The organism is Pseudomonas sp. (assembly GCF_035512415.1).
Classification (GTDB): Bacteria; Pseudomonadota; Gammaproteobacteria; order Pseudomonadales; family Pseudomonadaceae; genus Aquipseudomonas.
The window spans coordinates 479,481-494,149 of the sequence record NZ_DATKDZ010000013.1 but is presented as its reverse complement, the minus strand read 5'-3'; the positions used below and the strand labels follow the sequence as shown (position 1 = coordinate 494,149).

Annotated in this window: 12 protein-coding genes; 10 read left to right on the top strand and 2 right to left on the bottom strand. The window is 63.1% G+C overall.

Annotated elements, in window-relative coordinates; translation table 11 throughout:
• The first annotated feature begins 155 nt into the window (after positions 1 to 155).
• The 3 genes from VMP31_RS07850 to selO all read left to right on the top strand — a co-directional run bounded on the left by VMP31_RS07850 (position 156) and on the right by selO (position 6,858).
• Entirely contained in the window at positions 156 to 1,901 is a 1,746-nt protein-coding gene (locus VMP31_RS07850; RefSeq protein WP_325505760.1) for a potassium/proton antiporter, read from the top strand.
• Between the two features lie 34 nt (positions 1,902 to 1,935).
• Complete coding sequence (gene mscK / locus VMP31_RS07845) at positions 1,936 to 5,301, top strand: mechanosensitive channel MscK (RefSeq protein WP_325505758.1); 3,366 nt, start codon at positions 1,936 to 1,938, stop codon at positions 5,299 to 5,301.
• A gap of 96 nt (positions 5,302 to 5,397) precedes the next feature.
• Complete coding sequence (selO, locus tag VMP31_RS07840) at positions 5,398 to 6,858, top strand: protein adenylyltransferase SelO (protein ID WP_325505756.1); 1,461 nt, start codon at positions 5,398 to 5,400, stop codon at positions 6,856 to 6,858.
• Positions 6,859 to 7,051: 193 nt separating this feature from the next.
• On the opposite strand, the gene VMP31_RS07835 is transcribed toward selO, so the two are convergent.
• On the bottom strand, positions 7,052 to 7,750 hold the full coding sequence (locus VMP31_RS07835; protein WP_325505754.1) for an aspartate/glutamate racemase family protein: 699 nt from the start codon (positions 7,748 to 7,750) through the stop codon (positions 7,052 to 7,054).
• A 240-nt stretch (positions 7,751 to 7,990) separates the two neighbouring features.
• On the opposite strand from VMP31_RS07835, the gene VMP31_RS07830 reads away from it, so the two are divergent.
• From VMP31_RS07830 to VMP31_RS07815, 4 genes are all read left to right on the top strand, one after another.
• Positions 7,991 to 9,787 carry an SLC13 family permease gene (locus tag VMP31_RS07830; protein WP_325505752.1) on the top strand — a complete coding sequence of 599 codons (1,797 nt, stop codon included), beginning with the start codon at positions 7,991 to 7,993 and terminating at the stop codon, positions 9,785 to 9,787.
• 55 nt (positions 9,788 to 9,842) lie between these two features.
• Complete coding sequence (gene trxC, locus VMP31_RS07825; RefSeq protein ID WP_325505750.1) at positions 9,843 to 10,277, top strand: thioredoxin TrxC; 435 nt, start codon at positions 9,843 to 9,845, stop codon at positions 10,275 to 10,277.
• Positions 10,278 to 10,514: 237 nt separating this feature from the next.
• Complete coding sequence (locus tag VMP31_RS07820; protein WP_325505748.1) at positions 10,515 to 10,958, top strand: YiiD C-terminal domain-containing protein; 444 nt, start codon at positions 10,515 to 10,517, stop codon at positions 10,956 to 10,958.
• 86 nt (positions 10,959 to 11,044) lie between these two features.
• Complete coding sequence (locus VMP31_RS07815) at positions 11,045 to 11,845, top strand: universal stress protein (protein ID WP_325505746.1); 801 nt, start codon at positions 11,045 to 11,047, stop codon at positions 11,843 to 11,845.
• 58 nt (positions 11,846 to 11,903) lie between these two features.
• Here VMP31_RS07815 and VMP31_RS07810 read toward each other — a convergent pair whose 3' ends face one another.
• On the bottom strand, positions 11,904 to 12,677 hold the full coding sequence (locus VMP31_RS07810; protein WP_325505744.1) for a ParA family protein: 774 nt from the start codon (positions 12,675 to 12,677) through the stop codon (positions 11,904 to 11,906).
• 249 nt (positions 12,678 to 12,926) lie between these two features.
• On the opposite strand from VMP31_RS07810, the gene VMP31_RS07805 reads away from it, so the two are divergent.
• The 3 genes from VMP31_RS07805 to VMP31_RS07795 are packed head-to-tail and all read left to right on the top strand — an operon-like array spanning position 12,927 to position 14,666.
• Positions 12,927 to 13,643, top strand: coding sequence for a beta-ketoacyl synthase chain length factor (locus tag VMP31_RS07805; RefSeq protein WP_325505742.1), 717 nt, complete (start codon positions 12,927 to 12,929; stop codon positions 13,641 to 13,643).
• Entirely contained in the window at positions 13,616 to 14,431 is an 816-nt protein-coding gene (locus VMP31_RS07800; RefSeq protein WP_325505740.1) for a lysophospholipid acyltransferase family protein, read from the top strand. The genes VMP31_RS07805 and VMP31_RS07800 overlap by 28 nt, the downstream gene beginning before the upstream one ends.
• Complete coding sequence (locus tag VMP31_RS07795) at positions 14,406 to 14,666, top strand: phosphopantetheine-binding protein (RefSeq protein ID WP_325505738.1); 261 nt, start codon at positions 14,406 to 14,408, stop codon at positions 14,664 to 14,666. Before VMP31_RS07800 ends, VMP31_RS07795 begins: the two co-directional genes overlap by 26 nt.
• The last annotated feature ends 3 nt before the right edge of the window (positions 14,667 to 14,669 follow it).

The following is a 14,669-nucleotide window of genomic DNA, read 5'->3' as shown; positions in this document are numbered from 1 at the left end:
TAAACAGGTTCTAGACCTGGAGCAGACATTACACCTGCCATCTGACGCCCCGCTGAACGCGGGGCGTTTTTTTGACAGGCCGGTGAAGGCAAAGGTTAGAATCGATGGCATGCGCCATGCATAGCGCATCCCCTCGTTTTTGCCCGGAGCCACACTTGGACGCCACTGCCATCAACAACCTGTTCTTGATCGGGGCAATGCTGGTGGCCATGAGCATTCTGGTCAGCGCCTTCGGTTCGCGTTTCGGCATCCCGATTCTGGTGATCTTTCTCGGCGTCGGCATGCTCGCCGGCACCGACGGCCCCGGCGGTATCGTCTTCGACAACTACCCCCTGGCCTATCTGGTGGGCAACCTGGCCCTGGCCATCATCCTGCTCGACGGCGGCATGCGCACCCGGGTATCGAGCTTTCGCGTGGCCCTGTGGCCCTCCTTATCGCTGGCCACGGTTGGCGTACTGATCACCGCCGGGCTGACCGGTATGGCGGCGGCCTGGCTGTTCAAGCTGAGCTGGATGGAAGGTCTGTTGATCGGGGCCATCGTCGGCTCCACCGATGCCGCCGCGGTATTTTCCCTGCTCGGCGGGCGCGGCCTTAACGAGCGGGTCAGCGCCACCCTGGAAATCGAGTCCGGCAGCAACGACCCGATGGCGGTGTTCCTCACTGTTACCCTGATCGCCATCCTCGCCAGCGGCCAGAATGGCCTGGACTGGGCACTGCTGCTGCAACTGCTGCTGCAATTTGGCATCGGCGCGTTGTTCGGCCTGGGTGGCGGCTGGTTGCTGCTCAAGCTGGTCAACCGCATGGAGCTGCCGGGCGGGCTGTATCCCCTGCTGGTGGTCAGCGGCGGGCTGATTATCTTTGCCGTAACCAACGCGGTTGGCGGCAGCGGCATTCTGGCGATTTACCTGTGCGGCCTGCTGCTGGGCTACAAGCCGATCCGCTCGCGCCACGGCATCCTGCATATGCTCGACGGCCTGGCCTGGCTCGCGCAGATCGGCATGTTCCTGGTCCTCGGCCTGCTGGTTACCCCCCATGAACTGTTGCCAATTGCCCTGCCGGCTCTGGGCCTGGCGCTGTGGATGATCCTGTTCGCCCGGCCGCTGTCGATTTTCATCGGCCTGCTGCCATTCAAGGCATTCCATGACCGCGAGCGCGCCTTTATCGCCTGGGTGGGCCTGCGTGGCGCGGTGCCGATCATTCTCGCGGTCTTCCCGCTGATGGCCGGCCTGCCGAACGCCCAGCTGTTCTTCAACGTGGCCTTCTTTATTGTGCTGGTCTCCCTCCTGCTGCAGGGCACCAGCCTACCCTGGGCAGCCAAACGGCTGCGCGTCACCGTACCGCCGGAGCCGGCCCCGGTGTCGCGCGCCGGCCTGGACGTGCACCCGACCAGCCAGTGGGAACTGTTTATCTACCGCCTCGGTGCGGAGAAGTGGTGCATCGGCGCGCCCCTGCGCGAGCTGAAGATGCCTGAAGGCACGCGCATCGCCGCGCTGTTTCGCGGCAAGGAGCTACTGCATCCCTCCGGTAGTACCACCCTGGAAGCCGGCGACCTGCTCTGCGTGGTCGGCCACGAACACGACCTGCCCGGCCTCGGCAAGCTGTTCAGCCAGGCCCCGACCCGCGGCCAGGATCTGCGCTTCTTCGGCGATTTCGTCCTCGAAGGCGATGCCGAACTGGCGGCCATCGCCGCACTCTATGGCCTGAAACTGGAAGGTGCCGAAGGCCAGCTGCACCTGGGCCGCTTTATCGCCCACAAGATTGGCGGCTCGCCGGTGATCGGCGACCAGGTCGAATGGCAAGGCCTGACCTGGACCGTTGCGGCAATGGAAGGGAACAAGGTGCGCAAGGTCGGCGTCAGATTCCCCGAAGGTAGTCGCCCGGGACCCGGGCTGTTCCTCTAAACTCAGCTTCTTTTCGAGCCCTACGATCTCCATCATGCCCTCTTTACGCGCCTACCTTGTCATCGCCCTGCTCGGGCTGTCCCTCTGCGCTCCCTGGCTGCAGGCCGCCGAGCCGCCAAAAAGCGCTGATATCCAGCGCAGTCTGGACAGCCTGGCCGAGCGCAAACTGCCCGAGGCCGAACAGCAGGCGCTCAAGCAGACCCTGGAAAAGACCCTGGAGTGGCTGACCGAACAGGCCGACAGCCAGCAGCGCCTGAGCGACCTCAAAACGCAGCTTGAGCAAGCCCCACGCCTGATCGGCGAAGCCCAGCGCGAGCTCGAACGCCTCAAGGCCAGCCAGCCCACCCAGGTCGACCAGCGCTATGCTGATAGCCCACTGACGCAACTCGAACAGCTGCTGGCCGAGCGCAACACCCAGCTCAGCGAATGGCAAAAGCAGATCGTCGAAGCCAACAGCCTGGTTATCACCGCACAAACCCGCCCGGAACGCGCCCAGGCCGAGATCAGCGGCAACCAGACCCGCAGCCAGGAAATCAACAACATCCTGAAGAGCGGTCGCGACGGCAGCAAGCCGCTGACCAGCGAACGCCGCGACCTGCTCAGCGCCGAGCTGGTCAAACTGGAAGCCCAGACCCACTTGCGCCGCCAGGAGCTGGCCGGCAACAGCGCCCTGCAGGACCTCGGCAACAGCCGCCGCGCCCTGCTCGAGGAGCGCATCAAGCGCGTCGAGCAGGAGTTGCTCGACCTGCAAACCCTGATCAATGAAAAGCGCCGCGCGCTGTCCGCCCAGACCGTCGAGGAACAATCCCGCGAGGCCGAGAAGGCCGGCTCCAGCACCCTGCTGGCACGGGAGCGCGCAGCCAACCTGAAACTCTCCGACTACCTGCTGCGCGCCACCGAGCGCCTCAACCAGCTGACCCGAGAAAACCTGCAGACCAAACAGCAGCTCGACAGTCTCAACCAGAGCGACCAGGCCCTGGAGGAGCAGATCAGCGTGCTGCAGGGCAGCCTGCTGCTGTCGCGCATCCTCTATCAGCAGCAGCAGGCGCTGCCGACCCTGAAAATCGACAGCAAGCTGCCCGATCAGATCGCCGACCTGCGCCTGTACCAATTCGAACTCAACCAGCAGCGCGAAAGCATCAGCAACCCCAGCACCTATGTCGATCAACTGCTGGCACAGCAGGTCGATATCGAAGAAGTACAGAATCTACGCGCCGACCTGCTGGACATCTTCGCCACCCGCCGCGAACTGATCGACCGCCTCAATCGCGAACTGAATGCCCTGCTTAACGAATCAATCACCCTGCAGCTGAACCAGAAGCAGCTGCAAAGCACCGCCCAGGCCCTGCGTACCACCCTCGACGAGCAGATGTTCTGGATTCCCAGCAACAAGCCGCTGGACCTGGAGTGGTTCAAGTCGGTACCGCGCCTGCTGGAGCGGCAGATTGCCGAGCTGCCCTGGGGCTCCAATCTGCGCCAGCTAGGTGCCGGCCTGATCGAGCGGCCGCTGCTGTTCCTGCCGCTGTTGCTGTTGATCGCCGTGCTGCTGTGGCGACGCGGCTACCTGTACCGCAAGCTCGGCGAGTACCACCAGGACGTCGGCCACTTCAAACGCGACAGCCAGTTGCACACGCCTATGGCGATCCTCCTCAACCTGTTGCTGGCGCTGCCCGGCACCCTGTTCCTGACGCTATGCGGCTTCGCCCTGCAGATGGACGCCCGCGGGCAGAACGCCAACTTGGGGGCTGCCTTCTTCCAGATGGCCCAGGCCTGGCTGGTGTTCTATACCGTGTACCGCATCCTCGCCGACGGCGGCGTGGCCGAACTGCACTTCCGCTGGGGGCGCAGCCAGGTCGCCTTCCTGCACCGCCAGGTTCGCCGCCTGGGGCTGGTGGTCATGGCCCTGGTGGCGGTGGTTACCATCGCCGGGCATCAGCCGGCCAGTCTCGGCGACGATGTGATCGGCCTGGCGGTGGTACTCAGCTGCTACGCCCTGATGGTCTGGCTGCTGCACAAACTGCTGCTCAGCGGCCCCGCCCGCGAACATGCCTCGCCCTTCCGCATGCTGATCGGCATTGCCCTGAGCCTGCTGCCCCTGGCCCTGATCGTCGCCGTGGGCTTCGGTTACTACTACACCGCCCTCAAGCTCAGCGACCGCCTGATCACCACCCTCTATCTGCTGATGATCTGGCTGATCATCGAGGCCACCTTCGTCCGCGGCCTGGGCGTTGCGGCACGCCGCCTGGCCTACCAGCGTGCCATGGTCAAGCGCCAGGCGCAGAGCAAGGACGGCGGCGAAGGTACGGAAACCGTGGTCGAGGAACCGACCCTGGATATCGAACAGGTCAACCAGCAGTCGCTGCGCCTGATCCGCCTGGCCCTGCTCGGCAGCTTTATCGTCGGCCTGTACTGGGTCTGGGCCGATCTGATATCGGTGTTTTCCTACCTGGACAACATCAGCCTCTACGAATACAGCAGCGGCACGGGCGAAACGGCCAGCCTGGTACCGATCAGCCTCAGCGATGTGATCGGCGCGCTGGTCATCGTCGGCATCACCGTGGCCCTGGCGCGCAACCTGCCCGGCCTGCTCGAAGTGCTGGTGCTGTCACGCCTGAGCCTGGCCCAAGGCAGCGCCTATGCCACCACCACCCTGCTCTCCTACCTGATCGTCGCCATCGGCTTCGTGGTTACCCTGTCGACCCTGGGGGTCAGCTGGGACAAGCTGCAATGGCTGGTAGCCGCGCTGTCGGTGGGACTGGGTTTCGGCCTGCAGGAGATCTTCGCCAACTTTATCTCCGGCCTGATCATCCTGTTCGAGCGCCCGGTGCGCATCGGCGATGTGGTGACCATCGGCAACCTGTCCGGCACGGTGAGCAAGATCCGCATCCGCGCCACCACCATCACCGATTTCGACCGCAAGGAAATCATCGTTCCGAACAAGACCTTCGTCACCGACCAGTTGGTCAACTGGTCGCTGAACGATACGATTACCCGGGTGATCATCAAGATCGGCGTGGCCTACGAGACCGACCTGGCGCTGGCCCGCAAGCTGATGCTGCAGGCCGCCGCGGAAAACCCGCGGGTGCTGCGCGATCCCGAGCCGCTGCTGTTCTTCCTGACCATCAGCGCCAGCACCTTCGACTACGAACTGCGTTTCCATGTGCGCGAACTGGCCGACCGCAATGCCTCCACGGATGAAATTCTCACCCGCATCGCCCTGAGCTTCCGCGAGAACAACGTCGAGATGGCCTTCAATCAGGTCGAGGTCATGGTGAAAAACCTGCAGGGCCTGGAGCTCAACCTGGGTACTGGCCAGACCACCCAGGTCGAGCAACCCAGCACCGAGCAGGACCCGATCACACCGACCACGCCCACCGAACCCACGCCCGATCCCCTGTAAATAGCGGGCCTGGCGCTCGCACAGCGCGCAGAACGGGGCCACCGACCACCCGCCGCCGAGCCTTGGCCCGGCGGCGTCACTGCCTGGAGTCCTGCCTTGAAGTCGTTGACCGAGCTAACCTTCGATAATCGCTTCACCCGTCTTGGTGATGCCTTTTCGACTGAGGTACTGCCCGAGCCCATCGCCGAGCCGCGCCTGGTGGTGGCCAGCCCCGCCGCCATGGCGCTGCTCGACCTCGACCCGGCCGAGGCCGATAGCGAGGTGTTCGCGCAGATTTTCACCGGACACAAGCTGTGGAGCACGGCCGAGCCGCGGGCCATGGTCTATTCCGGCCATCAGTTCGGCGGCTACAACCCGCGCCTGGGCGATGGCCGTGGCCTGCTGCTGGGTGAGGTAGTTAACAACGCTGGCGAATACTGGGATCTGCACCTGAAAGGCGCTGGGCAGACGCCCTACTCGCGCATGGGCGACGGCCGCGCGGTGCTGCGCTCATCAATCCGCGAATTTCTCGCCAGCGAACACCTGCACGCCCTCGGCATCCCCAGCTCGCGGGCACTGTGCGTGACCGGCTCAAGCACCCCGGTGTGGCGCGAGAAGCAGGAAAGCGCGGCCATGGTGCTGCGCCTGGCACCCAGCCATGTGCGTTTCGGCCACTTCGAATACTTCTACTACACCCAGCAGCATGAGCAGCTCAGGCAACTGGCCGAGCATGTGCTGCACTGCCACTACGCCGACTGCCTGCAGCAGGAGCAGCCGTATCTGGCGATGTTCCGCGAGATCATCGAGCGCAACGCCACGATGATCGCCTACTGGCAGGCCTACGGCTTCTGCCACGGGGTGATGAACACCGACAATATGTCGATCCTCGGCATCACCTTCGATTACGGCCCTTACGCCTTTCTCGATGATTTCGACGCCAAACATATCTGCAACCACTCCGATGACACCGGCCGTTACAGCTTCAGCAATCAGGTGCCCATCGCCCAGTGGAACCTCGCCGCCCTCGGTCAGGCCCTGGTGCCGCTGGTGGAGATAGAGGCGCTGCGCGAAACCCTTGGCCTGTTTCTGCCGCTGTACCAGGCCCATTACCTCGACCTGATGCGCAAGCGCCTGGGCCTGCTCAGCGCCGATGAAGGCGACGAAGCCCTGGTGCAACGCCTGCTGCAACTGATGCAGAGCAGCGCGGTGGATTACACGCTGTTCTTCCGTGAGCTGGGCGACAGCTCGGCAGTGCACGCCGTGGCGCGCCTGCGTGACGACTTTACCGACCTGGCCGGTTTCGACGCCTGGACCGCCGACTACCTGGCGCGCAGCGCCCAGGAGGGCGACGACCAGGCGCAACGCCGCACCCGCATGCACGCGGCCAACCCCAAGTACATCCTGCGCAACTACCTGGCCCAGCAGGCCATCGAAGCCGCCGAGCAGGGCGACTACGCCCCGGTGCGCGAACTGCATCAGGTGCTGTCACAGCCCTTCGATGAACAACCCGGCTTCGAACGCTACGCCCAGCGTCCGCCGGAGTGGGGCAAGCATCTGGAGATCAGCTGTTCTTCCTGAACAGAGCCGTAGGGTGGATGACGCCTTTTTCATCCACCAACTGCCCCGGTGGATGGATAGAGCGTCATCCACCCTACGAACTGCCGTACCTGGTGTTCGTCGTAGGTTGGGTTGAGGAGCCTGCGACGAAGCCCAACGATAGCCGGGCGGAGCGCTATGCGCTCCCTGTTGGGCTTCGCAAGCTCAACCCAACCTACGAACCACCCAGCAGCCACTCCAGCCCCATGGCCACATGCAGCTCGGTGCTATCGAGCAGCGGCAGCGGCGCATCCAGGCCATCGAGCAGCAAGCCGATTTCGGTGCAGCCGAGGATGGCCACCTCGGCACCCCGTTCCTGCAACGTGCGCAGACAGTCCAGATAGAACGCCTGCGCCTGCGGCAAAAACTGGCCCTGGCACAGCTCGGCAAAGATCACCCGGTCGATTTCCGCCATCTGCGCCACGTCCGGGATGATCACCTCAATGGCGAAGCGCTCAGCCAGGCGTTGACGGTAGAAGTCTTCCTGCATGGTAAAACGCGTGCCGAGCAGGGCTGCACGGCGCACGCCCTGACGCTGCAGAGCCTGGCCAACGGCATCGCCGATATGCAGCAGAGGAATATCCACCGCCGCCTCGATGGCCGGTGCCACCTTGTGCATGGTGTTGGTGGCCAGCAGCAGGGCCGTCGCCCCGCCGCGTTCAAGACCCTGGGCTGCCTGCGCCAGTATCTGCCCGGCAGCCGACCAGTCGCCCTGCTGCTGCAGCGCGGCGATCTCGGCAAAGTCCACGGAATGCAGCAGCAGGGGCGCGGAGTGCAGGCCGCCCAACTGCTCGCGCACACCTTGATTGAGCAGGCGGTAATAGCTCGCCGTGGACTCCCAGCTCATACCACCCAGAATGCCTAGCTGTCGCATATCACCCACCCACTCGATAAAGCCTTGAGCCTAATCCGCCCCCATAGCCGTGCACAGGCACAGTGCGCGGTAGAGCCGTCGGTACAGCCTTATCTATTAATCCGAAAAGGCATATAAACCTTTCCAAACATTCTTAGACTCTCTAAGCAGCAACCCTTATCTTCTCCGCCTTGCGTGGCCGCCGCGTCTGAATCTGGCGTGCCTGATACCTCCTACGAGATTCGCGCGTTAAGGATTTCAATGTTCTGGGACTCACTGCCCCTGCCTCTGCTCTTCGTAGCCGCCCTGCTGGTCTGGCTGCTGTACTCCTTTGTGCGCGAGAAGTGGAGCCCGGACATCGTCGCGGCAATTGCCGTGGCCGCCCTGCTGATCAGCCAACTGCTCAGCCCCGCCGAAGTACTCAGCGTGCTGTCCAACTCTGCACCGGTGACCATCGCCTGCATGTTCGTGCTGTCCGCCGCGCTGGAGCGCACCGGTTGCATCGACGCCCTGGGCAACTGGCTGGGCGATCTGGTCGGCACCAGCCCGATCCGCGTGCTGACCGGCCTGACCGTTACCGCACTGGTGATATCGGCCTTCCTCAACAACACCCCGGTGGTGGCCATTCTCACCCCGGTGGCGATTTCCCTGGCGCGGCGCGCCGGAACCTTGCCGTCGAAGCTGTTGATCCCACTGTCCTACGCCACCATTCTCGGCGGCACCCTGACCATGATTGGCACCTCGACCAATATTCTGGTCGACGGCGTAGCGCGCAAAGCTGGCCTTGAGCCCTTTGGCATGTTTGAAATTACCGGTGCCGGGCTGATCCTGGCGACGGTGGGCATGCTCTACCTGCTGACCATCGGCCGCCATCTGCTGCCAGAGCGCGAGACTCTGTCCAAGCAGCTGCGCCCGGACCTGGACCGCACCTTTATGACCGAGCTGCTGGTGCCCCACGACTCGCCGGTGATCGGCAAATCCCTGCACGAAGCCAATCTCAACGGCGGCAGTGGCCTGCTGGTGCTCAAGCTGTTTCGCGAGGAGCTGGAGCTCACCGAACCAGCCGCCGACACCCTACTGGCCAGCGGCGACCGTCTGGTGCTGCACGGCCAGGTCAAGGATGTGGTGGAGCTGCGCGAAAGCGGCCACCTGATCTTCAACCGCAGCGATGCCTTCGAAACCATCAGCAGCCACGACGTAATCCTCGCCGAAGCGATAGTCGGGCGTAACTCGCGCTATAGCCATCGGCCGATGCGCGACCTCGACCTTACCGCGCGCTATGGCATTGCCGTACTCGCCGTGCACCGTCAGGACGAGAATATCCAGGGCAACCTGGATGACTTCGAACTGCAGTTCGGCGACGTAATGCTGGTGGAAGGCACGCCGACGCAAATCAAGCGCTTTGCCGACAACGGCGAGCTGATCAGCCTCAACGCTGTGCAGGAGCGCGCCTTCCGCCGCGACAAGGCACCGATTGCGATCATCGCCACCATGGCGGTGATGGTCCTGGCGGCCTTCGGCGTGATGCCGATCGAGGGCTTGGCGATCATCGGCGCAGTTACTGTGCTGGCCACCCGCTGCCTGGATGTGGAAGACGCCTACAAGGCGGTGGACTGGAAAATCCTCAGCCTGATCTTCGGCATGCTGGCCATCAGTATCGCCATGGACAAGGTCGGTCTGGTCAGCCTGATGGTCAGCAATGTCATGAGCCTGATGCCGTGGGCCGGGCCGCTGCTGATGCTGTCGTTTATCTACCTGTTCACCTCGATCCTTACCGAGGTGTTGTCGAACAACGCCGTCGCCGTGCTGGTAACCCCGATTGCCATCGGCATGGCCCAGCACCTGGGCGTCGACCCGCGCGCCTTTGTCGTCGCGGTGATGTTCGCCGCCAGCGCCAGCTTCGCCACGCCCATCGGTTATCAGACCAACACCTTCGTCTACAACGCCGGCGGTTACCGCTTTACCGACTTTATGAAGGTCGGCATCCCGCTCAACCTGCTGCTGTGGGTGGTGGCCAGCTTTGTGATTCCCTGGTTCTTCCCGCTGACCCCGGTTTGACTTGATATCGCCGCGGCGCGGCTCCATCTATCCGCAATAGCCCAAGGAGCCGCCGATGAACAATCCCCTGCTGATCCCCTGCCCGCACTGCAACGGCCTTAATCGCATCCCTGCCGAGCGCCTGGGCGATGCGCCGCGTTGCGGCCGCTGCAAGGCCGAGGTGCTGCCGAGTAAACCCTTCGAGCTGACCCAAGCCAGCTTCGACGCGCAAAACAAGGGTGATCTGCCGCTGCTGATCGATGTATGGGCCAGCTGGTGCGGACCCTGCCGCAGCTTTGCGCCGATCTTTGAACAGGCCGCCAGCCAGCTGCAAGGCCACTGCCGCCTGGCCAAGCTGGACAGCGAAGCCAACCCGCAACTGTCCGCGGAAATGGGCATCCGCTCGATCCCCAGCCTGATCCTGCTCAAGGGCGGCGTCGAAATCGCCCGGCAAAGCGGTGCCCTGCCCTTGCCGCAATTGCTCGGCTGGTTGCGTCAGCAGGGCATCTGAGAACCTATTGGCGATTTGCTGCGCGTCGGCCCTGCTGCGTTAAAAACAGGCTCAGAATGCTCATGTACAAAAGTACACTCCGCTTCCTCGCCTGTTTTTGCCTTGCAGGACTCTAGCTCGCGGTATCGCACACAGGTTCTGAGCGGATCGGTCAATCCTGCGCGACCTTGCGGTCATTACTCTGCCTTCGACTAGGCCTTAGGCTGGCTGCACAATAATTAAGTGTGGAGCCAGACCATGTCGATGCCAGCCGAGTTGATTCGCCAACTTACCGAAGAGCAGATCGCCTTTGTCCAACGCAGCGGCCTCAAGGCCGAGGTGCTGGAGCCCGGCCATGTGCGCCTGTGTATGCCGCTGGCCGGCAACCAGAACCATATCGGCAGCATGTACGCTGGCGCGCTGTTCACCCTGGCCGAGATCCCCGGCGGCGCGCTGTTTCTTACCAGCTTCGACGCCCAGCGTTTTTACCCCATCATCAAGGAAATGAACCTGCGTTTTCGTCGCCCGGCAACCGGCGATATTCGGGTCGAAGCGCGGCTTTCCGTCGAAGAAATTCAGCACCTGCAAAAGCAGGCAACAGAACAAGGCAAAGCCGAGTATGTTTTACAGTTGCAGCTAACCGATGACAGTGGTGAAGTAGTGGTTGAGAGTCGCGGCCTGTACCAATTACGCGCCCGCTGACGCCTGACCTTGCCATAGGTCAAAAGACCAGCTATCTCTCGATGTCACAATAAATTTGCCGACATGTATCGGCAGGAGAGCCGAGCATGCCCACGCACATTCTTATCGCCCACGACCTACGCGACACTGCCGACATGGCCCTGTGCCGTGCCGCACAATTGGCCAAGCAGTTCAACGCCAAGCTGACCATGCTGCATGTGCTCGACCCGAGCAAGAGCAGTCAGGAGCATGAGCAGGCCAAGCAGGCCCTGGATCGCAGCCTGACCCAGTACGCCCCGCCCGGAACCACCTTGCTGATCCGCAGCGGGCAAAAGCCCTCGGAAGTGGTGCTGCAGCAACTGACCGAAGGCAAGTACGACCTGCTGGTACTCGGCGCGCATCATCAGCGCCATGACTTCTTCTCCGGCACCAGCCTCGACCGCATCGCACGTAGCTGCCCGGTGCCCCTGCTGCTGGTGGCCCGCAACGATTTCCAGCCCTATCAGCGCGCCCTCTCGGCTATCGACTTCTCCCTGTGCGCCTGCAGCGCTCTCGGCCAGGCCTACCGCCTGCTGCCGGAAACCGCCGAGCTGCACGCCCTGCACGTGTTCGAGCCGGACAAGGGCACCCAGCAGCAGGTTGAAGCGCAACTGGCCACACAGAAGGCGCTGATCGACCAGCTGCTCCAGGACGAACAGCAGAACCTGCCAGCCAATGGCCCGACCCTCAGCCATTCGGTGCAACAGGGCGGCATCCTGCGCTGCCTGCAGGGGCACTTGAAAACCCAGCAGACCGAACTGCTGGTGCTCGGCAGCCATGGCCGCAGCGCACTGTCGCAAGCCCTGCTCGGCAGCCTGGCACAGCACTTCCTGCACAAGGCTCCCTGCGATATCTACGTCGTTCGCTAGGTTTTCTGCGCACAACAAAAAAGCTGCCTAGGCAGCTTTTTTATTGTCTAGGCGCGGTTCAGTCCGCGCTATTAAGCAGGTCATGCAGCTCGACAAACTGCTGGGTCAGCTTGTGGTTGCGGTCCAGGTGGATCAGCGGCATGCAGGCTTGGTGGGACTCGCGCATCCGCACCGAACTCATCAGGTTGACCGGTAATACCGGCAAGCCCTCGGCGATCAGCTCGTCGAGCAGCTGCTGCGGCAACGTGGCCCGCGGCTGGAACTGATTGACCACAATACCCTCGACCTCCAGGCCTTCGTTGTGGTCCTCGCGCAACTCCTCGATTTCACGCAGCAGGCCGTACAGCGCCTGGCGGGAGAAACTGTCGCAGTCGAAGGGAATCAGCACCCGGTCAGCGGCTATCAGCGCGGAAACCGTATAGAAGTTCAAGGCCGGTGGAGTATCCAGGTAAATCCGCTCGTAATCCTCGCTCAGCTCATCCAGCAGTTTGCGCAGCTTGTTGATCTTGTGCTTCTGCTCCAGCTTGGGCTGCAGGTCGGCCAGCTCGGCGGTGGCGGTGACCACATGGAGGTTGTCGAAGGGGGTCTCGTAGATATCCACAGTGCCCTTCTTGCCGAACGGACCACTGCTCAGGGTGCCCTTGAAGAACTCGGCGATGCCCATGGGGATGTCGTCGCCGGTCAAGCCGGTCAGGTAGTGGGTGGAGTTGGCCTGGGCATCCAGATCGACCAACAGGGTGCGATAGCCCTGGGAGGCACTTACCGCCGCCAGGTTGCACGCAATGCTGGATTTACCCACCCCGCCCTTCTGATTGAAGATCACCCGCCGCATAAAACGCCCCCCTAACCGCAAATAAGCACCGAAATGGTGATGAATTCTATGCAAACTACATGACAAGGGGGAGATTTTCGGCAAACAAGCCGACACCTCCGGTCAGAACGCCACACAGCCGATTTGCTTAGGGCCGCCGCGGACGGGATAATGCCGGCACCTCGCCATGTGCATTGCCAATGCCCTCGCTGGCATGCCTGACGACCGCAGGCGTGAACACCCAGTACAGGGCCGGAAAGAGCCTCCCGCGTGACCGAATTCAGGATTGAACAATGGCGTGCCTGGGCTCCCGGCCTGGACAGCACGGACGACTGGTGCGCCTGGCATCGGACGCCGTCACGCCTGCCTGATAGCGACGCACAGCCCGATGTCAGCTTTCTCCCGGCCATGCAGCGCCGCCGCCTGAGCCGCCTGGCGCGCATGGCCTTCCACGTCGCCTGGCCCCTGGCGGAGGTTCAGGGCCCGATGCCCATGGTCTTCGCCTGCCGCCACGGCGAAACCCCACGCACCCTGGCCATTCTTACCGACCTGGCCCACGGCGAACCGCTGTCTCCGACCCAGTTCAGCCTCTCGGTGCATAACGCGATTATCGGTCTGTGGTCGATCCAGCGTGGCGACACCAGCGAAATGACCGCCCTGGCCGCCACCGGCGATGGCCTGGAGCACGCCGTGCTGGAAGCCTGCGGCCTGCTGGCCGAAGGGGCCCCGGCGGTGCTGCTGGTGATCTGCGAGGAAACGCCGCCCGAGCTATACGCCCCCTTTATCGACGACGTGCCCTTTCCCTACGCCGTCGCCCTGCTGCTGACGGCGGGCAGCGACTGGCAGCTGCAACTGCTCAGCGCCACAGGCCCGGCCAGCGAGTGGCCCCATGCGATCAATCTGGTACGCGCCCTGTGCAGCGACCAGACCACCCTGCACCACCACTGGAAGAGCCGACAATGGATATGGTCTCGCAACAAGGCCTGAGCCGTTACAGCGCGCCCTATGTGTGGCGGCTGATCGCCACGGCCCTGAGCTTCAGCCTGTTCGGCCTCGGCGGCGTGCTGCTGCGCGTGCTGATCTTTCCCCTGCTCGCCCTGCTGCCGGGTGATGCCCTGAGCCGGCGCACCCGTGCCCGCGCGGTGGTGAGCAAGACCTTCTACCTGTTCGTGCGTTTTATGTACCGCAGCGGCGTGCTGACCTATGAGGTCGAGGGCATCGAGCGACTGGGCCGTCCCGGGCAACTGGTGATCGCCAACCACCCGTCGTTAATCGACGTGGTGGTGTTGATCGCCTTTATTCGCGACGCCAACTGCGTGGTCAAACAGAGCCTGTGGGATAACCCAAGCATGCGCGGGCCACTGCGCGCGGCACACTACATCAGCAACAGCGGCAGCATGGACATGCTCGACGAGGCGGCCGCTGCCCTGCAAAGCGGCCAGACCCTGGTGATCTTCCCCGAAGGTACGCGCACTACACCGGGGCAAAGCCCGCAGTTTCACCGCGGCGCAGCGGCCATCGCCCTGCGTGGCGCGCATGTGGTCACCCCGGTGGTGATCAGCGTCAGCCCCACCACCCTGACCAAGGCCGAGCCCTGGTACAGCATTCCGTCGCGTCGTTTCCACTTGCGCCTGCGCGTAGGCGAGGATATTGACCCGCAACAGTTCAACCTTATGGGCCCGCCGCCGATAGCCTCGCGCAAGCTCAACGATGTTTTGCACCAACACTTTATGAAGGAGCTCGCCAAAGATGAGCGATTTACAGCTGGAAATTAAAAACCTGATTATCGACTCCCTGGGCCTCGAAGACATGGCTGCCGAAGATATCGCCGCCGACCTGACCCTGTTTGGCGAGGGCCTGGGCCTGGATTCGGTAGACGCCCTGGAACTCGGCCTGGCCATCCAGAAACGCTTTGGTATCAAGATCGACGCCGAAGCCAAAGACACCCGCAAGCACTTTGCCAACGTAGCCAGCCTGGCGGCATTCGTGTCATCGCAACAGACCGCCTGAGGA